Annotated in this window: 19 protein-coding genes and 1 pseudogene; 12 read left to right on the top strand and 8 right to left on the bottom strand. The window is 57.5% G+C overall.

From position 1 onward, the window contains the following. Positions 1-15: 15 nt before the first annotated feature. The 7 genes from AC06G8_RS15520 to nfsA all read left to right on the top strand — a co-directional run bounded on the left by AC06G8_RS15520 (position 16) and on the right by nfsA (position 6,092). Positions 16-384 carry an urease subunit beta gene (locus AC06G8_RS15520; RefSeq protein ID WP_447661641.1) on the top strand — a complete coding sequence of 123 codons (369 nt, stop codon included), beginning with the start codon at positions 16-18 and terminating at the stop codon, positions 382-384. After that, on the top strand, positions 381-2,096 hold the full coding sequence (gene ureC, locus AC06G8_RS15515; RefSeq protein WP_447661640.1) for an urease subunit alpha: 1,716 nt from the start codon (positions 381-383) through the stop codon (positions 2,094-2,096). Before AC06G8_RS15520 ends, ureC begins: the two co-directional genes overlap by 4 nt. Before the next feature lie 53 nt (positions 2,097-2,149). Continuing rightward, positions 2,150-2,818, top strand: a complete 669-nt coding sequence (locus AC06G8_RS15510; protein WP_447661639.1) for an urease accessory protein UreF — start codon at positions 2,150-2,152, stop codon at positions 2,816-2,818. Positions 2,819-2,979: 161 nt separating this feature from the next. Then, positions 2,980-3,735, top strand: a complete 756-nt coding sequence (gene ureG / locus AC06G8_RS15505) for an urease accessory protein UreG (protein WP_480283290.1) — start codon at positions 2,980-2,982, stop codon at positions 3,733-3,735. Beyond that, positions 3,732-4,601: an urease accessory protein UreD gene (locus AC06G8_RS15500; protein WP_480283289.1), complete on the top strand. Its 870-nt coding sequence runs from the start codon at positions 3,732-3,734 to the stop codon at positions 4,599-4,601. The genes ureG and AC06G8_RS15500 overlap by 4 nt, the downstream gene beginning before the upstream one ends. A 183-nt stretch (positions 4,602-4,784) precedes the next feature. Next, positions 4,785-5,228: a MarR family winged helix-turn-helix transcriptional regulator gene (locus AC06G8_RS15495; RefSeq protein WP_447661636.1), complete on the top strand. Its 444-nt coding sequence runs from the start codon at positions 4,785-4,787 to the stop codon at positions 5,226-5,228. A 114-nt stretch (positions 5,229-5,342) separates the two neighbouring features. Beyond that, entirely contained in the window at positions 5,343-6,092 is a 750-nt protein-coding gene (gene nfsA / locus AC06G8_RS15490; protein WP_480283288.1) for an oxygen-insensitive NADPH nitroreductase, read from the top strand. A gap of 120 nt (positions 6,093-6,212) precedes the next feature. Here the strand turns inward: nfsA and AC06G8_RS15485 are convergent, their stop codons facing one another. Next, entirely contained in the window at positions 6,213-6,653 is a 441-nt protein-coding gene (locus AC06G8_RS15485) for a hypothetical protein (RefSeq protein WP_447661634.1), read from the bottom strand. Positions 6,654-6,902: 249 nt separating this feature from the next. Here AC06G8_RS15485 and AC06G8_RS15480 point away from each other — a divergent pair, with 249 nt between their 5' ends. Beyond that, complete coding sequence (locus tag AC06G8_RS15480) at positions 6,903-7,859, top strand: 3'-5' exoribonuclease YhaM family protein (protein ID WP_447661633.1); 957 nt, start codon at positions 6,903-6,905, stop codon at positions 7,857-7,859. 95 nt (positions 7,860-7,954) lie between these two features. Next, on the top strand, positions 7,955-8,686 hold the full coding sequence (locus AC06G8_RS15475; protein ID WP_447661632.1) for an NAD-dependent protein deacylase: 732 nt from the start codon (positions 7,955-7,957) through the stop codon (positions 8,684-8,686). Between the two features lie 98 nt (positions 8,687-8,784). On the opposite strand, the gene AC06G8_RS15470 is transcribed toward AC06G8_RS15475, so the two are convergent. Both AC06G8_RS15470 and AC06G8_RS15465 read right to left on the bottom strand, forming a co-directional pair. Continuing rightward, positions 8,785-9,030, bottom strand: coding sequence for a hypothetical protein (locus AC06G8_RS15470; protein ID WP_447661631.1), 246 nt, complete (start codon positions 9,028-9,030; stop codon positions 8,785-8,787). A gap of 13 nt (positions 9,031-9,043) precedes the next feature. Next, positions 9,044-9,358: a hypothetical protein gene (locus tag AC06G8_RS15465; RefSeq protein WP_447661630.1), complete on the bottom strand. Its 315-nt coding sequence runs from the start codon at positions 9,356-9,358 to the stop codon at positions 9,044-9,046. 308 nt (positions 9,359-9,666) lie between these two features. Here AC06G8_RS15465 and sigK point away from each other — a divergent pair, with 308 nt between their 5' ends. Next, the gene (gene sigK / locus AC06G8_RS15460; protein WP_480283287.1) at positions 9,667-10,368 is read left to right on the top strand and encodes an RNA polymerase sporulation sigma factor SigK; all 702 of its coding nucleotides are present in this window, start codon (positions 9,667-9,669) and stop codon (positions 10,366-10,368) included. Between the two features lie 134 nt (positions 10,369-10,502). Here the strand turns inward: sigK and lspA are convergent, their stop codons facing one another. Further along, positions 10,503-10,946 (bottom strand): signal peptidase II, encoded by a 444-nt coding sequence (gene lspA, locus AC06G8_RS15455; RefSeq protein ID WP_480283286.1) that lies wholly within the window; start codon positions 10,944-10,946, stop codon positions 10,503-10,505. A 293-nt stretch (positions 10,947-11,239) separates the two neighbouring features. Here lspA and AC06G8_RS15450 point away from each other — a divergent pair, with 293 nt between their 5' ends. Continuing rightward, positions 11,240-12,685: a hypothetical protein gene (locus tag AC06G8_RS15450; RefSeq protein ID WP_480283285.1), complete on the top strand. Its 1,446-nt coding sequence runs from the start codon at positions 11,240-11,242 to the stop codon at positions 12,683-12,685. An 84-nt stretch (positions 12,686-12,769) separates the two neighbouring features. On the opposite strand, the pseudogene AC06G8_RS15445 reads toward AC06G8_RS15450, so the two are convergent. Continuing rightward, positions 12,770-13,348, bottom strand: a pseudogene (locus tag AC06G8_RS15445) (DUF1796 family putative cysteine peptidase); the annotation flags it as partial. A 508-nt stretch (positions 13,349-13,856) separates the two neighbouring features. Between AC06G8_RS15445 and AC06G8_RS15440 the strand changes: the two are divergent. After that, positions 13,857-14,777 carry a DMT family transporter gene (locus AC06G8_RS15440; protein ID WP_480283284.1) on the top strand — a complete coding sequence of 307 codons (921 nt, stop codon included), beginning with the start codon at positions 13,857-13,859 and terminating at the stop codon, positions 14,775-14,777. A 152-nt stretch (positions 14,778-14,929) separates the two neighbouring features. On the opposite strand, the gene AC06G8_RS15435 is transcribed toward AC06G8_RS15440, so the two are convergent. Genes AC06G8_RS15435 through AC06G8_RS15425 form a run of 3 tightly spaced genes read right to left on the bottom strand, consistent with a single transcriptional unit; the run spans position 14,930 to position 18,523 of the window. Beyond that, entirely contained in the window at positions 14,930-16,069 is a 1,140-nt protein-coding gene (locus tag AC06G8_RS15435) for a toxic anion resistance protein (protein ID WP_480283283.1), read from the bottom strand. Between the two features lie 17 nt (positions 16,070-16,086). Continuing rightward, a complete protein-coding gene (locus AC06G8_RS15430) occupies positions 16,087-17,775 on the bottom strand; it encodes a vWA domain-containing protein (protein WP_480283282.1) in 1,689 nt (562 codons plus the stop codon). A 10-nt stretch (positions 17,776-17,785) separates the two neighbouring features. After that, the gene (locus AC06G8_RS15425; protein WP_480283281.1) at positions 17,786-18,523 is read right to left on the bottom strand and encodes a hypothetical protein; all 738 of its coding nucleotides are present in this window, start codon (positions 18,521-18,523) and stop codon (positions 17,786-17,788) included. Between the last annotated feature and the right edge of the window lie 216 nt (positions 18,524-18,739).

Below are 18,739 nucleotides of genomic sequence, written 5' to 3'. Positions count from 1 at the left end.
GAAAGGGGAATGCCCGTGATACCAGGGGAATACCGGACATTGCCGGGGGAGATCAAGCTCAACGAAGGCCGGCGGACCGTAGAGCTGTTTGTCGTCAACCAAGGAGACCGGCCGGTCCAGGTCGGCTCGCATTACCATTTCTTCGAAGTTAATCGCGGGCTGAGCTTCGACCGCGAGCAGGCTTTCGGCATGAGGCTCAATATTCCTGCCGGCACGGCCGTACGTTTCGAGCCGGGCGAGGAGAAGCCGGTCGAGCTCGTCGAGCTCGGCGGAAGCCGTCTCGGCTTCGGGCTGAGCGGCATTGCCGGAGGTCCGGCGGTTGCCGGCGCGATGCCGGATGAGGTGAGGGCCCGCCTGAAGGCTTGGGAGGAGGGGAACGCATGAAATCGATGGACCGCAGAAGCTACGCGGACATGTTCGGCCCTACTGCCGGAGACGCCGTAAGGCTGGCCGATACGGAGCTGTGGGCTGTCGTCGAGAAGGATTACACGGTGTACGGGGACGAATGCAAGTTCGGCGGCGGCAAAGTCATCCGCGACGGCATGGGCCAGTCGAGCCGGGCGCTCCGCAGCGACGGGGTGCTGGACACGCTGATTACGAATGCCGTCATCATCGACCACTGGGGCATCGTCAAAGCCGACATCGGCATTCGGGACGGACATATCGTCGCAATCGGCAAGGCCGGCAACCCGGACATCATGGACGGCGTCACGCCGGGCATGACGGTCGGAGCGAGCACGGAGGTCATAGCCGCCGAAGGCAAGATCGTCACGGCGGGCGGCATCGATGCCCATATCCATTACATTTGTCCCCAGCAGATCGAGACGGCGCTCTCCTCCGGCATCACGACGATGATCGGCGGCGGCACGGGTCCGGCAACGGGCACCAACGCCACGACCTGCACTCCGGGTGCCTGGCATATGCAGCGCATGCTGGAGGCCGCCGAAGCTTTCCCGATGAATCTCGGGTTCACCGGCAAGGGCAACGCCAGCTTCACGGGCCCGCTGATCGAGCAGATCGAAGCGGGAGCGATCGGCCTCAAGCTGCATGAAGACTGGGGAACGACGCCTGCCGCCATCGATGCCTGCCTGAAGGCGGCGGACCAATACGACGTTCAGGTCGCGATCCATACCGATACGCTGAACGAATCCGGCTTCCTGGAGGATACGCTTGCCGCCATCGGCGGCAGGACGATCCATACCTACCATACCGAAGGCGCGGGAGGAGGGCATGCCCCCGACATCATCCGCGCGGCGGGCGAGCTCAACGTGCTGCCGAGCTCCACGAATCCGACCCGTCCGTTCACGGTGAACACGATCGAGGAGCATCTGGACATGCTGATGGTCTGCCACCATCTGGATTCGCGCATCCCCGAAGATGTGGCGTTCGCAGACTCGCGCATCCGTCCCGAGACGATCGCCGCGGAGGATATCCTGCACGATATGGGGGTATTCAGCATGCTGAGCTCCGATTCCCAGGCGATGGGACGCGTCGGGGAAGTGATTATCCGAACCTGGCAGACGGCGGACAAGATGAAAAGGCAGCGCGGGCCGCTGGCTCCGGACGACGAGCATGGCGACAACTTCCGGATCAAGCGGTATGTGGCGAAATACACGATCAATCCTGCCATTACGCATGGCGTTTCCCATCTCGTCGGCTCCATCGAGCCGGGGAAATTCGCCGATCTTGCGCTTTGGAGCCCGATGTTCTTCGGGGTGAAGCCCGATCTCGTGCTGAAGGGCGGAATGATCGCCTTCGCGCAGATGGGCGATCCCAACGCCTCGATACCGACACCGCAGCCGGTATTCGGCCGCCCGATGTTCGCCGCTTACGGCCGGGCGGTATACGGCAGCTGCATCACATTCGTCTCCCAAGCAGCCCATGACAGCGGCATCGCGGAGCGGCTCGGCCTGCAGAAGCGGGTGGAGCCGGTCAAGGGCTGCCGGACGGTATCCAAAAAAGACATGATCCATAACGACGCCACTCCCGTCATCGAGGTCGACCCGGAAACCTACAAGGTGACGGTGGACGGTGTCCATGCGACCTGCGAGCCTGCGGTAAGCGTGCCGATGGCGCAGAGGTACTTCTTATTCTGACCTCCGGCAATGGAAGCTGCGGGGCTTCTTCAAGCCCCCCGGCCAACTGGCTCGTGCTGCAGCAGCTGCTGGACTCGGCGCTGCCGATCGGAGGCTTCTCGCACAGCTTCGGCTTGGAGACGCTGATCCAGGAAGGCGGCATCCGCAGTTCCGCCGATCTGGAGCAGTATTTGCGCGCCATGCTGGAGCAGAGCTGGGCGACGACGGATGCGCTGGTCGTCTCCGCCGTATACCGGGATGCGCCGGCAGGGGAGTATCGGCGCTTATGGATGGCTGAACGCATCGTGCATGTCCAGCGCATCGGGACCGAGACCCGCTCCGGGATGGAGAAGATGGGACGGCGCCTGCTGGCGCTGGCGGCGTCGATCTATCCGGGATGCCGCATGGAAGAGCTGGAGAAGGCATACCGGGAAGGGGAATGCCTGCTGACCCATCCGCTCGTATTCGGCTGGATCTGCTGGCAGAGCGGCATCGGCCGGGAACAGGCCGTGCAGGGGTGGCTGTACGGCAGCATCAGCAATGCGGTGAACAGCGCGCTGCGCCTGATGGCCATCGGGCAGACGGAAGCCCAGCGTATGCTGGCCATGCTGTCGGCGGATGCCGGGCGGGCCGCCGGGATAACGCTCGGCATGGAGCCGGAAGAGGCTTGGAGCAACATGCCTTTCGCCGAGCTGGCCATGATCCGCCACGAGACGCTGTACTCGCGATTGTTCATGTCCTGAACCCGCCCGCAGGAAGGCGGCTTTCATTTAATGGACAGGAATCGGCGTTGCCGGCGTGGAGATGAACGGATGGACGACGTTGGCCAGGCTTTCGCGAGGAAGCTTGAGCTTCGGCTCGTTAAGAATCCGCAATCCAAACGATCAATTAGGAGGAGTTACGAATGTGCCAAGGACAAGGACATACGCATGTGGAATGGGAGACGAATCCGATCCCGGCCGGGAGGCCGATCCGGATCGGCATCGGCGGACCGGTCGGCTCCGGCAAGACCAAGCTGGTGGAACGCCTGGCGGAAGCGCTGAAGGATAAGTACAGCCTGGCGGTCATCACCAACGACATCTATACCAAGGAAGATGCGCGGATACTGGCGGCGACAGGCGTTCTGCCGGAAGAACGGATCATCGGCGTGGAGACGGGCGGCTGCCCGCATACGGCTGTGCGCGAGGACGCTTCGATGAATTTCGAGGCGATCGAGGAGCTGCAGAGCCGGTTCTCTCCGCTCGAGCTCATCTTCATCGAGAGCGGCGGCGACAATCTGGCCGCCGCGTTCAGCCCCGAGCTGGCGGACCGGTTCATCTACATCATCGACGTTGCTCAAGGGGAAAAAATACCGCGCAAGGGCGGTCCGGGCATCATGCGTTCCGACCTGCTCGTCATCAACAAGACCGACCTTGCTCCTCATGTAGGAGCAAGCCTCGAGGTGATGGAGGCGGACTCGCGCCGCATGCGCGGCGACCGGCCGTTCATCTTCTCCAATCTGTTCGGAGGCGAAGGGACGGCGGAAATAGCCGCTTGGCTGGAGCATGAAATCGCCCATGCGCAGGGCAGAAGCCATACCCATCATGACCACGGCCATGCTCATGGCGAGAGCGCCGCTGCCTCCGAGGCGGCGTCCGGCGGAGACGGACACTCCCATTGAGTACGGTCCCGGAAGCGGGAGCGCCGGCCGGCATCCGGGTATCCGAGCTTCGGGCAACATTCGAGCATCGATCCGGCGCAACGCGGCTGCAGGAGCGTTATCATACTTCGCCCATCAAGATCGCCAAAAGCTTTCCGCTCGGCAGCGGAGCGGGCATTCTGGTCATGGATGTGTCGCCAGGCATGCTGGAAGGCGATGCGTACCGGATGGATTGGACGGCCGGCAGCAACACGATGGTCCAGATTTCCAACCAGTCGTTCCTCAAGGTGCACCCGTGTCCGGGAGGCGGCGGCGCATCGCTGCGGCAGCGGTTCAGCATCGGCGAGCATGCGGTCATGGAGCATATGCCCGAGCCGGTCATGCTGTTCGGAGATGCGGCCTTCGCCTCGGATACGGAAGTGATGCTCGCTCCCGGCGCATGCTGGATGCAGGCCGAGGTGCTCTGTCCGGGCCGGACGCTGCGCGGCGAAGTATTCCGCTATCGCCGCCTGGACAGCAAGCTTGCTGTATATGAGGATGGTGAACTGATCTATCGCCAAAACCAGCGCATTATTCCCGGCGAGCAGCTGCTCGCCGCGCCGGGAAGCTGGCAGGGGATGACCCATTGGGGAACCTTCTGCGTCTTCTCGTCGCTGGTCGACCGCCGGCTGGAGGAGAAGCTGCGCGAAGCGATGGATTCTCTCCAGCCGGTGCCCGGACGCGAGGTTGTCAGCGGCGTCTCGCTGACATGGAGAAGCGGCCTCGTGGTGCAGGCCGGCGCCCGCAGCGCATGGACGCTGCAGAGGGCGCTGGAGCATGCCTGGCTGACGGCGAGAAAGATGCTGAGGCCGGATTTGCCGGACCCGCTCCGTAAAGCTTTGAACTAAACTTTTTGAAACCTGACCGTCCTGCTCTGCGTAGTTCAAGGATTGAGGCAGCCTTTGCCCATCTTCGAACGAACGGGGCTGAGTCTGTCAGGTTTCTTTTTTAGCTTTACATTGAAGATTTTTAGAGGAAAAGGATATAATAACCCCAACTTACTTCCAAAGGGGTCTGGAGGTGAAAGAAGCATGGTCAATGAAGCGGTATCGCAAGAGCTGATCAGACAGCTGGACGACCGGTTCAGGCTCGTCCGCAAGCTCATCAACTCCGAATGGAACCGGGATAACGAACATGGACTTGGCCTTACGCATGTCCGCATTCTCAGCCTGTTGTCCTCCGAAGGTCCGCAGAAGGCATCGGTGCTGGCGGACCGGCTCCAAATCACTTCCGGCGCGGTAACCGGACTGGCCGACCGTCTGGTCGAGCTTGGCTATATATCGAGAGAGCGCGGGGAGCAGGACCGCAGAGTCGTGCTGCTCGATATCGAAGCGAACGGCAAGCAGCTGCTGGAGCAAGTGAGCAAGACCAAGCAGAATCTGATGTACAAGCTGTACGAAGGAATGGACGGGACGGATATGGAGCAGATGCTCCGTTATTTCGACCGGATGATCGCCAATCTGCAGTCAGAGTGACGGATTGCCCTCATGGGATCCGGACCTGATGGTTTGGAAGGCTGCTGGCAGCCCGACCTCCTGTGCCTTATAATGGACAGGAGGTTTTTTTGTCCCCGAAAGGAGGCTGGCATCATGCAAGCCGGCGACAGCAACGAGACGATCAAGCTGCTCATGAACCACCGCTCCATCCGGCGCTACAAGAACGAGCCGGTCACCGGCGAACAGCTGGACGCCGTTCTGGCTTGCGCCCGTCAAGCTTCTTCTTCCAGCCATATGCAGGCTTACAGCGTCATCGGGATCACCGATCCCGAGCTGAGGAATCAGATCGCAGATGTCGCAGGCAACCAGCGCCATGTCCGGGAAGCGCCTGTATTCCTCGTCTGGTGCGCCGATCTCAGCCGTTTCGGAGAAGCGGTCGCCATGCACGGAGGAAGTTTCGACGCGACGACGGAGTATTTCCTTGTGGCGACGGTCGATGCCTCGCTCGCGGCGCAGAACGCGGCGGCTGCAGCCGAGTCTCTGGGACTCGGCATCGTGTACATCGGCGGAATCCGCAACGACATGAGAAAGATGTCGGAGCTGCTGAGACTGCCGCCTCTCGTCTATCCCGTATTCGGCATGTGCATCGGCGTTCCCGACGAGCAGCCGGATCACCGGCCGCGGCTCCCGATGGAAAGCATGTATGCCGAGAACCGGTACAGGGAAAATAGGTATGCCGAAGATTTGGATCGCTACGACAGCCTGTATGCGGAATACATCCGCAACCGTTCCGGCGGCGGCAGGGAATCGTCGTGGACGCGCGAGATGAAAGGGCGCACCGATTATCCGTCGCGCAGCTACGCGGATTTCTTGCGGGAACAGGGATTTTCGTTCGAAGATTGATCGGACGAGCAGAAGCAGGGGCTGTACGGCTATATGCCGTACAGCCCCTGCTTCATTTATTTCGCCCGCGAGCGATCCGGATCATCGCTCTTTAAAATTTCGCTTCCCGTTCCATATCCTCTAATCCCGGTCTTCTTCCTCCGGATGCGCCCCGACTCCGTTCAACAGATCGGTGCCGTGGAATTCGTCGGGCGGCGCAGCGGGATCGACGGGCGTATCGTCGGCGAGCTCGAGAAGGTCAGGATTGGCGTTCACGGCGCGCACGCCGACAGGAACTTCCTCGGCATAGTCGCCGCCATCGCGCTGCTTGGCATATTGATCCGGACTCGGCGCTTCCGCCCCGTCGACATCATCCGCCAGCGCGGCGTTCGCTTGGGAGGAGGACACGGTGTAGCTGTCGACCTGAACGGTACCATAAGTGCCTTCTCCGGAAGGATAAGTGCGGAGAAGCTCTTCCTCGGCGCTTTGCACCCGGCTTCCTTCGCGCTGGTCCTCGAACATGCCGAATCGAGGATCAATGTCTTTTTCCGTCGCGAGACCTTCTTTGTTCTTGTCTTCCATGCTTGTCCCCTCCTGGTTGATGGATCTTCCTCATAACGTTCCAACGTTCGATTGCCTTGATAGGCACTTTATACCCTGTTGCAAGGGTTTCCAATCGTTCCGCTGTCCATACGCTCCCTGACGGACAGGGAGCTGTGCGCGAGGATAGCGCGTCAAATAGCCTGTCACAGTAAAGCGATGACGAGCCTGGCAGGGCCGTTCCGTAGTATAATGGAGACAGGAATGAACACCCCGGAAGGAGCCTGCTGCATGACGTTGATTAGCAGTCTGAACGACAAGGACGAATTTACAGGGTTCTATTTGGTCAAGGAACTCGATGTCAAGCTGACCAATTCGACGCCTCCCAAGGATTACTGGGATCTCGTGCTCTCGGATTCAAGCGGCCAGCTTGCAGCCAAGTACTGGGATTTGAAGCCGCATGAGAAAGATACGCTGAAACCGATGATGCTTGCCAAAGTGCAAGGAACCGTACAGCTGTACAGGGAACGCCTGCAGCTGAAGGTGACCCGGATCCGGCCTGCGGCGCCGGAGGACAATCTGCAGCTGACGGACTTCATCCGTGCCGCTCCCGTCGCCCCCGACGCTTTGATGGCGAACATACGCAGCAAGGTCGACTCCATCCAAGACGAGCAGATTCGGGAAATAACCGCTTATTGCGTCGTGAAGGCGGGAGATCGGCTGGAGCATTACCCTGCGGCCAAAAGCCATCATCATGCCTACTACGCCGGCCTTGCCTACCACATGGTGCGGATGCTGGAGATCGGGGAGTTCCTCTGCATGCAGAGGCCGTTCCTGAACCGGGATCTCCTGATAGCGGGCATCATCCTGCATGATCTGGCCAAGCCGGAGGAAATGAACGCGCAGCTCGGCATCGTTTCCGAATACAGCGACCGCGGCCGGCTGATCGGCCATCTGGCGCTCATCTCCGGCTGGATTACGGAAGCGGCGCTGAAGCTTGGCATTGAGCTTGAGTCCGCCAAGACAACAGCGCTTCAGCATCTGGTGCTGTCCCATCACAACCTCGGGGAATGGGGAAGCCCCGTGCAGCCGCAAATGGCCGAAGCGGTCGCGCTCCATTTCATCGATTCGCTCGATGCCAAGCTGCAGATGGTCGAGGACGCGCTCGGCTCTACGCCGGAAGCCGACAGCTGGACGCCGATGATCCGCGGATTGGAAAACAAGGCGATCTACAAAACCAGCTTGTAGACGCCGGGCCGCAACTGCGACTTTTGCTGTTTCGGCGTCAGCCCCTGGCGCAGCGGGGTAAAGGTGGGAAATGAACCTGAAGAGGGAGTGGCCGCATGGAGCAGGTGGATCTGCAGACGATTCTGTCCGATAGCCGGCGCATCGTATTTTTCGGCGGGGCAGGAACTTCAACCGAAAGCGGGATTCCCGATTTCCGCTCGGCGGACGGGTTGTACGAACAGCGTACGAGCAAAACGTACATGCCGGAAGAAATTTTGAGCCGGGACTTTTTCATGGAGCATCCGGCTGATTTTTATACCTTTTACCGGGCCCATATGGTCTATCCCGAAGCGCTTCCCAATGCCGCGCATCGCGCGCTGGCCCGGCTGGAACAGGAAGGCCGTCTGACCGCGGTCGTCACCCAGAATATCGACGGCCTGCATCAGCTCGCCGGCAGCCGCAGCGTGCTGGAGCTGCATGGCTCGGTCCACCGCAATTATTGCATGGACTGCGGGCTCAAGTATCCATTGTCCGCCGTCCTGCGCGATCCGCGCCCGGTTCCACTCTGCACGGCCTGTGAAGGCATCATCAAGCCGGATGTCGTGCTGTATCAGGAGAACCTCGATACGGATCTCATGGATCGTGCTGCATTCGAGATCGAGCAGGCCGACACGCTCATCGTAGGAGGAACTTCCCTGACGGTGCAGCCGGCCGCAGGCCTCGTCAGCCTATACCGCGGCGATAAGCTTGTTATCGTCAATAGGACTCCGACTCCGCTTGATGCCTATGCGAATTATATTTCGGACGGAAATGTCGGCGATGTGCTGGGATCTCTTTATCCTCGTTGATGGAAACGGCATTTTGTCCAGTGAGAGAAACGAGAAGCCCCGGCAGAATACTCTGCCGGGGCTTCTCTTGGATAGAAGGCTGGTCATGGAGGAACGGATTATTGACCGGATGCCGCCGCTAGGGTCAAAAGGAAGATGAGCAGCGATATCCCGGCGACAATCAGGAAAAGAAGCAGGTAAGCCCGGCTCAGATTGCGCTTGTTGAGATTGACGCCGGATCCGAACGCCCATACGAGCAGCATGATGATATTGAGGATCGGAATAGCCAGCAGCAGCATCGTAACCATCCAGGAGCTGGTGCGGATAACTTGGGAGTTGCCGGTCGGAATCGGTTGATAAGACATAGGGGTTCTCCTTTTAAACGTTCATATCGTTCATGGATTTGAAGGCACTGAACATGACGGCGCCGAAAACAACCAGCATGATGATGTAGATGACGATGCCGATCAGCGCCCATAACAGATAGGCGCGGGCAAAGTACTTCCGGTTCAGGTTCGCGCTGTCGCCGAAGGCCCAGATGAACAAAAAGATGATGTTGACGATTGGAATCATCAGAATGACAAGCGAGCCGAGCCAGGATTTGACGCTGACGACTTCGTCGCTGGCATAAGGCGCGTATCCCGGCGGTACCGGAGGCTGCTGGCCTGCCGGCGGTTGGAAGGTGGATTCCATTCTTTTTAACTCTCCCCTTAACTATGGTCAGAACGATGATTTTATCGGCAGGAATTTATGGGAAGTTAATACCATTTGATTAAATATTAGGAATTCATTTTTCTTTTTTATGTAAACTGTTTCCTGTTCCCCTTTTAGGGATCGATTTACCCGTTCGAAGTGTTTTTGAAACAGGTTGCGGTGCGACATATTTTGCGCCGGCCCGCTCCGTACAGGCACTTCTAGGCAGCCGCCCACATAAACTGTCAGTACACTTGCACCGGTGCCCACGGCAGGGCCGGTAATACTGCATGGGGGTGGCCCGAAAAATGCCTGGATTATTTGCTGCAATCGCCCTGTTCATCAAGCAGCTCAGCCTGCTTGTATCCTATGTCAAAAACAACGCTTTTCCGCAGCCGCTGCAGGAGGATGAGGAGCTGCGCCATCTGAAGCAGATGGCCGAGGGCAACCCCGTATCCCGGAACCTGCTGATTGAGCATAATCTGAGGCTTGTCGCCCACATCGTCAAGAAGTTCGACAATACTGGCGAAGACTCGGAAGACCTCATATCCATCGGAACGATCGGTCTGATCAAGGCGATTGAGAGCTTCCAGAGCGGAAAAGGCACGAAGCTGGCGACATTCGCGGCTCGCTGCATCGAGAACGAGATCCTCATGCATCTCCGCTCGCTGAAGAAAACGCGCAAGGACGTCTCCCTGCATGATCCCATTGGTACGGACAAAGAGGGCAATGAAATCACGCTGATAGATATCCTGGGCTCGGAGCATGACGATGTCGTGGAGAAGGTGCAGCTCAAGATCGAGAAATCGAAGATCTACAAAAATCTGGACATTCTCGACGAGCGGGAGCGGGAAGTGGTGATGGCCCGGTTCGGGCTGGAGCATGGCGGCGAGGAGCGGACGCAGCGGGAGATCGCCAAGGAGCTGGGCATCAGCCGGAGCTATGTATCGCGGATCGAGAAGCGGGCGCTCATGAAGCTGTACCATGAGTTTTACAAGGCGAAGAAATAGGCCGATTGGATTCAGACTGCTTTTTTCATGAGCAGTCTGTTTTATTTTCGGGTCGTTTAATGCGGCTGAAATTCGAGAATACCGATCAGGAACTAATCGCCCTTTTGCTGTCGAAACGGTCGGAAAGACGCCGCCTAGGCTCGTCTTCTGCTTCTGATCCAGGTGACGACCGCATGAAGGAGCAGGAGCAGCACGCCGGCCTCGATGGCATGATCGGCCACGTTGAGAATGCCGCCCGAGCGCACCAGGAAGTCCGTCACTCGTCCGAACAGGAGGCGGTCGATCCCATTGCCTGCAGCTCCGCCGACGAGGAATCCGAAGCTGGCTTCCAGAAGCAGGGATCTCTTCTCCAGGGTATGGCGATGATGCAGGATGACGACGACGAACAGCAGGGCGGCAAATCCGAACAGCGTTCCATATCCCTGGAACAGGCTTCCGGCCATGCCGCTGTTCTCATAGCGGCTAATTTGGAGCGGCCCCCACGGGAACGATTCTCCGACCTCGACATGGCTGCGGATCAGCCACTTGGTTGCTTGATCCAGCATGAATGCCAATACCGCAATGCCATAGAACAGCATAACCGACCTTCTTTCGTTTTAAGCTTCTTTCATTTTAGATCAATGACGCAAGCTTTGTCTCCATCGGCCTCTTCTCGACGACGGCATGTCCAAGAGTCCGGGGAGCAACCCAAAAAAGCAGAGTTTTATCTCTCATTTGATCCTCCTTCGATAATGAAGAGCATCGCTTTGATAAAAGAATGCACTTCAAATATTTGTGAGAAACCTACCGATTTACTAGAAGCTGGAAGCAACACTTTCTTCCAAATAATAACCATACTCCACATGCTCCTCATCCTTGATGTCCCCAAAACTTGTTTTACGACATCAAAAAGACTACGGAAAAAACGCCGTCCTATCGGGCATATCCTTGGCACGGCCCGGATGAACAGCATTCTTTCGGCTGCGCCGATCTTAGGCAGCATCCTTGCGACGCTATTATCAAGTTTCACTGCAACACTCTGCACCATCAATCGTCTATATGTAAAAAATGGAAAGTGGTGACTCAAACCTTGCGACGAATGATGACGAAATTATTGATGTGCGCCGGACTGTTTGTTTCTGTTGTCCTTCCGTATCCGGTCAGCGATGCTCAGGCATCGATAGCTGAACTGCCGATCATTGAAAATGACGCGGCCGTGTTTCAATTGATCCCGCACAAAATATCGGCAAAATTGAACAAACCAGCCTTCTCGTTGGATTCGAAGTCCTTGAAAGCTTCTCCGCTGCTCATGAAGAACGGGAACCTCTATGTGCCGATCAAGTGGCTGGAGCTGGCGCATGTCGGAAGGATCATGAAAAGCACAAAAACGGATAGTTACTGGGTTGAGTTCAAACCCGAACATCCCACTGCCTTTTCAACCATTCATTTCAAGCCTGACAGCACCAGGCTATATATGGAATGGAACGGAAAACTTTCCGTGCTCGATGACGTGAAGAAGATTTTGCCGCCGTTCATGAAAAGCAATACGCTGTATGTTCCGGTTTCAATGTTGCCGCGGATGGGCATCAACGCCAACTGGAGCCAAGGGATTTTGCAGCTGACGTGGAGCGAGAAGTCAGCAAAGGTTCTGCACCCTGCCTATACGACAGATGCGGGCCGCATCACATTTAGTGCATTGGTACAGAAAGAGTACGGGCGCGTCTATTTAATGCAAAGCATGGGATTTGGCGGAATGACCAGCGTTGAGATGGGCGCAATCGGCTCCTTAAAAGGGACCGAGAAGACGATCGACAAGTCGATCAAAATCGGGAATCGTGAATTCAGCCGGGTCGAGTTTTCCGTTGATCTCCGTCCAGGACCGAATCCGCTGCAGATTTATTCCAACGACAATCCGTCGGCAGACATCATCGTCAATCGGATCGTCAAGGATCCATCCTTGATTCCTATCCGATATGTTCATGATACTTATACGGATAATATCGTGTTCAATAAGCCGACACAAGGCTACCTGCGGGTACAGGCTGGAGAAGCCATAGAGATCAGCGGATCTGTCAGTGCGGATGAGGATATTCGGAGTCAGGTTGTTGGATTTCAATTGACGAGGTTTCAGAATGGAGACTATCAGACAAGCGGCAAAAAAACAGTCGTGCAGATGAACGAGAATAGAGAATTCAGCGGCTCGATCGCAATCAATGAGCCCGGCAATTATTTGATCAATATCCTTAGTCCGGACGTGTTCGCAGGGGGGATGACATCGCCGTACGCCCCGACTAAATGGGCGGAGATTGCGGTTGAAGTACGGCCGAAAGGCAAGTAGTTGGAAAAGCGATTAAGTATGCGCTGCAGGGTTGTCCATTAGGATAGCCGGTCCCGCTTGGGGGCCGGCTTTTTGTTTTAATTCTCAGCGATGGCTCATTCCGGACAGGATCTGCCTCCAGTAGAGATCGTTGTCATGGAAGATATCGGCGACCTGCGGAATCTGCAAGGCGCATGCATGGGGAATCCGCCAGCCAAGCTCTTCGATTCCGGCAGAAGGTCCATGCTGCACGTAGAGAATGTTGAACTTGCCGCGGATCATTTTGCCCAGCACCTGCTGAAGCTCGTACAGCTCCGGATAACTTCCTTCCGTCCGGATGAACAGCATCCTTTCGGCTGTGCCGATCTTATGCAGCATCCTTTCGGTGCGCAACTTCATCTTGGCCTTGAACTCCGGATAAGGGAGCAGGGTGTACGGCATACCCGGATGGCTCGCAGGAAAGTCGTGATTGGAGACGATTCCGTAGGCTTGATCCTTGACGAGATAACAGCCGGCATTGGGGTCGATCCCGACGATGCTCATGTTTTGGAGCTCCATGAAATGGGCGAATCGGTCCTGCCAAGCTCTTGATACACCGGACAAATGGGGCGAGCCCATCCAATCGATCGGACCGGAATATAGCCGAAGGCTCGAACGGGTCATCTGCACGCCCGGCAAGCAGTTGTGGCCAAGGCTTTAAATCGCGTCATACGAGCCTCTCAGGCCGGACAATGTATGCACTTTCCATCCCTCCCGTTTTTCCCTCTCGTATAGTAAATGGAAGATCGATAGACTCGGGCAAGCCGTCCAGGGAACAGAAAATATGCTTTTGTCTTGGAGACTCTTTCCCTAGGCATGATTCGCCGAATATAGTAGAGTGAAGCGGTTATGAACCGCATGATGTCGCCTGAGCGCGTTTGGAGGAGTTGTCATTGAATTCAACGGTAACGGAAGTATTGCCAGTTGGCCATCAAATTTTATAAGGCTGTCTATCATACTCTCGAAGAGAATTTGAACGATTGTGCGAACGAAATCAGAAGAGGGAATGATATCGAGAACAATGAATTTGCCGAGCGCATCCGCGTCAAGCAAAGAGTGATGGAGAAATTCGTCTTATAGAAAACCAGTGAGCGGGAACAGACAACGCGGATATGCGAAACGCAATTTAATGAATTCGGCATGGAGGTTTCAAATGAATGCAACAACCAAGTCCGCTTATCCTGCCCGAACAAAAGGCATCGCCCTGGCTTTGGCGGGGGCATCGCTCTGGGGGATATCGGGTACGATGGCGCAATATTTGTTCCAAAAGCAAGGCTTCGGGGTGGAGTGGCTGACCGTCATCCGGATGTTGACAGCCGGCTTGATCATGGTGGGAATCGCCTATCGCAAAAATCGGCGGCAGGTGTGGGGGATATGGAAGACCGGGAAGGATGCGGTTTCCATTATCCTGTTCGGGATTTTGGGCATGCTTGCCGTCCAGTATACGTTTTTTGCGGCCATCCATCACGGCAACGCGGCGACTGCAACGGTGCTCCAGTATACCGCTCCGGTACTGATCGTATGCTTCTCGGCCATCAGAGCCAGAAGGTTTCCGGGGCGGACTCTGCAAGCAGGGGTTGTCCTTGCCATTGCCGGCACCTTCCTGCTCGTAACGGGAGGAAGCCTGACAAGCCTGTCCGTATCCACCCCTGCGATAGGGTGGGGACTGGCTTCGGCTGTCGCGCTCGCCTTCTATACGCTGCAGCCGCGCCGTCTGCTGTTGAGCTGGGGCTCGCTGATCGTCGTCGGCTGGGGCATGGTGATCGGAGGAGGCTGCCTCGCTTTTTACCATCCCCCTTGGCAGTTCGAAGGAAGCTGGTCCGTTTCATCGTTCACGGCGCTTGTTGTCGTCATCCTGTTCGGAACGATATTCGCCTTCATCTGGTATTTGGAGAGCACCAAATATATTTCTGCCTCGGAGGCGAGCCTGTTCGCCTGCATCGAGCCGCTCACGGCAACGGCCATCTCGGTCTTGTGGCTCGGCGTTCCGTTCGGCCTCTGGGAGTGGGCGGGGACGTTATGCGTCGTGGGCACCGTGACGCTCATGTCTCTCGTCAAGCAGGCTCCATCTTGAAGGCTGCCCGACGAATTGCAGCAGGCTTCCGGCTCGGAAGCGGAGCCGGGAGAGAGAAGCGCAGAACAAACAGAAAGGCCAGCGGGAAATTCCCGGCTGGCCTTATTTGTCTAGAGGTTGCCATGCGGGCGGCCTCTCGTTGTCTTGACCGCTTACAGCCCCAGCTTATGCCCCTTCTCCAGCCGGAAGATCTGCTTCTCGCCGTTGTCGGCGAGCTCGCGGAACTGCAGGATGGTGTCGCGCATCTTGGGCAGAGCCTCCTGCTTGTAGGCGCTGATGGAATCGAGAGCGGACAGCACCTCGGTGAACGCCTGCTTCAGCGTATCCACGGAGATGCTGGCCTCCAGGGACTGCTTGTGGATCGCGGCACCCTGCGTGTTGAGCATCCGGGAGGTGTGGGAGATGATGTCGTTGGTCGTCTGGTTGAGCAGCTCGATCTTCTTGAGCACGATTTTCTGGTTGTAGAGCGCCGAGGCGACGATGACGGAGATTTTGAGCGCCGAGATCGTGACGTTCTTGGCTCTGTCGACGCCGCGGATCAATTCCTTGTTGTTGCGGATGACGACTTCGATCGCCATGATGCCCTGCTGGTTGACGACGAGCATCTGCTGCAGGTCCATCACCCGCTGGCGCATCGGGAACAGCACCTCTTCGGTGATGAAGCGCACCTTCTCGGGATCCTCGCCGCGCACCTTGGCGGCCTCGATCTGGGCTTCGATCGATTCGTCCATGAGCCCGCCGAGCTGGATTTCCTTCTGAAGCTTCTTGGTCAGCTCCCGGAGGGTCTGCTGCTCGATCTCCAGCGTCGTGTTGTCGTTCTTCAGCGTCGACCGGCCCTTGTCGAGGGAGACGACGATATCGGAGATGACCGCGTCGGCCTTCTGGAACTTCAGGAAGTAAGCCCGGAGCGGATTGAACAGCTTGCCGAGGAAGCCGCTCTTGGCGAAGTCGACGGCGCTCGGATCGAGATCCTTGAGCTGCGTGTGCAGCTCGGACAGTCCCTTGGCCACTTGGCCGCCTTCGTCTCCCGTCTTGGAGAGATTGCCGACCGAAACTTGCAGCAGCGAGTTCTTATCCGAGGAGGCCTTCATCGTCTTCATGCCGAAGCCGTCGATCGTCTGGAGAATCTCCCTGCGTTTGTCCAGCGACTCCGTATCGAGCTCCATGATGGCGGCGACGTTGGCGTCCGCCAGCTCCTTGAGCTTCCGGACTTCCTCCGGCACGGGCTTGACTTCCTCTTCTACCGCCGCCTTGATCTCTTCCGGGCTGGCTACCTCAAGCGAAAATGTCATGGTCATCCTCCTCCGAGTTACATCTGGACATTGAACAGATTGCCGATCTTGTAGACGACATCATCCGTATCCGCATTGATGCTGGCGGCCTCGTTGATGCTCGATATGCTTTGGAGCGCCTTGATGTTGGCGTTGTAGCCGATCGTATAGATCGGAACCTTGTAGGTTTCGACGAGCTCCTTGATGTCCTTGAGCGTATGGCCTTCATTGGTCTCGCCGTCGCTGAGCACGAAGATGAGCGGCTTGACGGCTGGATTGGCCGCCATCTCGTCCTGCAGCATCTTGAGCGCGACGATAATTCCGTCGAAGGTGGCGGTGCCCCCTCCGGCCTGCAAGCCTTCCACCGCTCCGACGAACATGGACTGCTGGTTCGTGTCGTACTTCTTGATCGGCAGGTTGACCGTGACCGAGCTGGAGTAGGAGACGAGTCCGATGCTGTTGTCCTTGCCGAGGTATTTCTGGCCCTTCAGCAGCGATTCCTTGAGCTGGTTCAGCGGCGCGCCGTCCATGCTGCCCGATACGTCGGCGACGAACACGGCCGCGATCGGCTTGCTGCCGTTCTTCTTCTCTTTCCAGACCTTTTGGGCGGAGCCGAGCAGGCCGCCGTCGACCGCGGGGAGCTCCGACTTGTAGTCCTGAAGGCCATTGAAGCCTTTGTCCGCCGCGGCCTTCTGGTATTTGTCCTGGGCGGTGAATTCGGCGAATTTCTTGATGATGTCGAGCTTCTCCCGGGGGAGATCGCCAAGAGCGTACAGCGGGCTGTCATGCCGCGCTCCGAATGGCGTGAACACATATCCGCTCTTCAGGTCGGCTGCATTGACGTAAGTCTGATATTCCAATACGAATCCGTCCAGCATGCCCGACTTGGCCGCATCGCGCATCTGGATCGTCGTCGACGCGGTGAACGGAATGTTGGCCTGGAACTTCTCGAAGCCTTGGACCGCTTTGTCGCTGAGGATGTCGGCGCTGTCGAACGTGCTCAGCGCCGTGACGAGAAAGTTGAGTCCGGTGGAGCTTGCGAACGGATCCGTGTAGCCCATGGAGAATTCGTTGTTCGCGATCGCTTCCGTCACCGTCTTGACGTTCACCGACCCGTATGTATCCACGAGGGAATCATACTTGGCTTTGGCGATGACGATGCCGGGAACGTTGCCGGTGAGCCGCTTGGAGATCAGCTCCGTCTTGACTCCAGCCGCTTTCACCATCTCGCCCCACAGCTCGTTGGACGGGGTGAACGCATCGGGGATGTACTTGCCGGATTTGATGTAATCGGCTGCCGTGCCCGAGGCGATGTTGCGGATCTTGACCGATGCCGTCTTGCCGTCCACGACGATGCCGGCTTTGTTGAACTCGGCCGCCGTCTCGGTCAGCCAGCCGTCCACGCCGGTTCCCGATTTCTCGGTCGACGAGAAGATTTCGACGAACTGATCCGTGGAATTGTCGACCGTGACCGGAAACTTGGAGATGTCGGGAAGCGATTCGGCGATATCCGCCGGGTTCAGGTCGATCTGCCCTTTGACCGGGGCTTCCGTCGAGACCGACAGATCGCCGTACAGCTTGTTCAGGCGCTTGCCCGCATCCTCGGCCGATACCTGGGCCTTGCTCTTGCCGAGGTTGGAGGTCAGGGAGATACCCGCATAGACGCCCGCGAACACGAGCACGACAATGACGGCGGAGAGAAGGAAAAACTTGCTTTTCTTCGGCATTCTGCACCTCTTACTGTTTGTAGAATTTGGTCTGCTTGATCAGGGAATCCAGCTCCTGCATGCCCGGCATGTCATCGATGTCATCGGGATCGATGCCGTCGAGGCGGGAGATTTCGAGGAGCAGCCGGTCGAGCTTCATCAGCAGCTCCTCGTTGGCGGACAGAGAGCTTTTGACGAAGGCGAGGTGGTCATTGTACATGGCCGCCTTCTCCTGGATGAGCTCGCTGGAGAAGGAGCTTCTCTTGCGGCCCGACATGCTGGAGAATTCCGCCTCGTCGAACACATGCAGCCGGTTCAGCAGGCTGCGCACGTTGAGATAGAACAGCTTCTCCGCCTCCTCGGTCACGGAGGCGAACTTCTTGAAGCTCAGCTCGCCGCGGTCGAAGCGCTGCTCCAGCACGTTCTCCAGGGCGAGCTTCTTTTTCTTCAGCCGGGCGATCTGCTCCAGCGCCGTCGCGATATCGTTCTCAAGCGCCTTGACACGCTTGTATGGAGACAGCGCTTCCGCGTAATCGTCAAAGGATCTGATCTGCTTGACGGGCAGAGCGGCTGGCTCCCGGAATACGATGGCATAGCTTCCGTAGAACAGCGCCAGCGCGCTTGCCAGCAGCAGGCTGACGCCGGTTGCCGTCGACAGCGCGCTTCCGCCGATCTCGACGTTCAGCAGTCCGGGCGACAGCACCGCGATATCGGCGGCAGCCACGATGACAATCAATCCAGCCAGTCTGAACAGCTTGGAACCGTTCATTTTGTCTTCCCCCTTGCCCTGTGCGCGAACAGCGGCTCTCAATCTATCTTCCAATCTTTTACTAGGAAAAGTATACCATAGGTTGCGCTGCCTCTCTCTTGCAAGAAGCGAAAAAATCATCAGAGTTTTAAAATATTCCCAATCTGTCCGTTATATGTTCCGGGCTGCGCTGCCGCTCCCCGACCCGGGTTTCCATTCCTGGCAAAAAAAGCCGGC

The organism is Paenibacillus sp. SJS-P3, assembly GCF_056711585.1.
This window is presented reverse-complemented; position numbering and strand designations above follow the sequence as displayed.

What these genes read in the sequence shown, in the direction of transcription:
- ureC (WP_447661640.1), top strand. Translation starts at nt 381, where the DNA reads ATGAAATCGATGGACCGCAGAAGCTACGCGGACATGTTCGGCCCTACT.
- ureG (WP_480283290.1), top strand. Translation starts at nt 2,980, where the DNA reads ATGTGCCAAGGACAAGGACATACGCATGTGGAATGGGAGACGAATCCG.
- AC06G8_RS15495 (WP_447661636.1), top strand. Translation starts at nt 4,785, where the DNA reads ATGGTCAATGAAGCGGTATCGCAAGAGCTGATCAGACAGCTGGACGAC.
- nfsA (WP_480283288.1), top strand. Translation starts at nt 5,343, where the DNA reads ATGCAAGCCGGCGACAGCAACGAGACGATCAAGCTGCTCATGAACCAC.
- AC06G8_RS15485 (WP_447661634.1), bottom strand. Translation starts at nt 6,653, where the DNA reads ATGGAAGACAAGAACAAAGAAGGTCTCGCGACGGAAAAAGACATTGAT.
- AC06G8_RS15480 (WP_447661633.1), top strand. Translation starts at nt 6,903, where the DNA reads ATGACGTTGATTAGCAGTCTGAACGACAAGGACGAATTTACAGGGTTC.
- AC06G8_RS15475 (WP_447661632.1), top strand. Translation starts at nt 7,955, where the DNA reads ATGGAGCAGGTGGATCTGCAGACGATTCTGTCCGATAGCCGGCGCATC.
- AC06G8_RS15470 (WP_447661631.1), bottom strand. Translation starts at nt 9,030, where the DNA reads ATGTCTTATCAACCGATTCCGACCGGCAACTCCCAAGTTATCCGCACC.
- AC06G8_RS15465 (WP_447661630.1), bottom strand. Translation starts at nt 9,358, where the DNA reads ATGGAATCCACCTTCCAACCGCCGGCAGGCCAGCAGCCTCCGGTACCG.
- sigK (WP_480283287.1), top strand. Translation starts at nt 9,667, where the DNA reads ATGCCTGGATTATTTGCTGCAATCGCCCTGTTCATCAAGCAGCTCAGC.
- lspA (WP_480283286.1), bottom strand. Translation starts at nt 10,946, where the DNA reads ATGCTGTTCTATGGCATTGCGGTATTGGCATTCATGCTGGATCAAGCA.
- AC06G8_RS15440 (WP_480283284.1), top strand. Translation starts at nt 13,857, where the DNA reads ATGAATGCAACAACCAAGTCCGCTTATCCTGCCCGAACAAAAGGCATC.
- AC06G8_RS15435 (WP_480283283.1), bottom strand. Translation starts at nt 16,069, where the DNA reads ATGACATTTTCGCTTGAGGTAGCCAGCCCGGAAGAGATCAAGGCGGCG.
- AC06G8_RS15430 (WP_480283282.1), bottom strand. Translation starts at nt 17,775, where the DNA reads ATGCCGAAGAAAAGCAAGTTTTTCCTTCTCTCCGCCGTCATTGTCGTG.
- AC06G8_RS15425 (WP_480283281.1), bottom strand. Translation starts at nt 18,523, where the DNA reads ATGAACGGTTCCAAGCTGTTCAGACTGGCTGGATTGATTGTCATCGTG.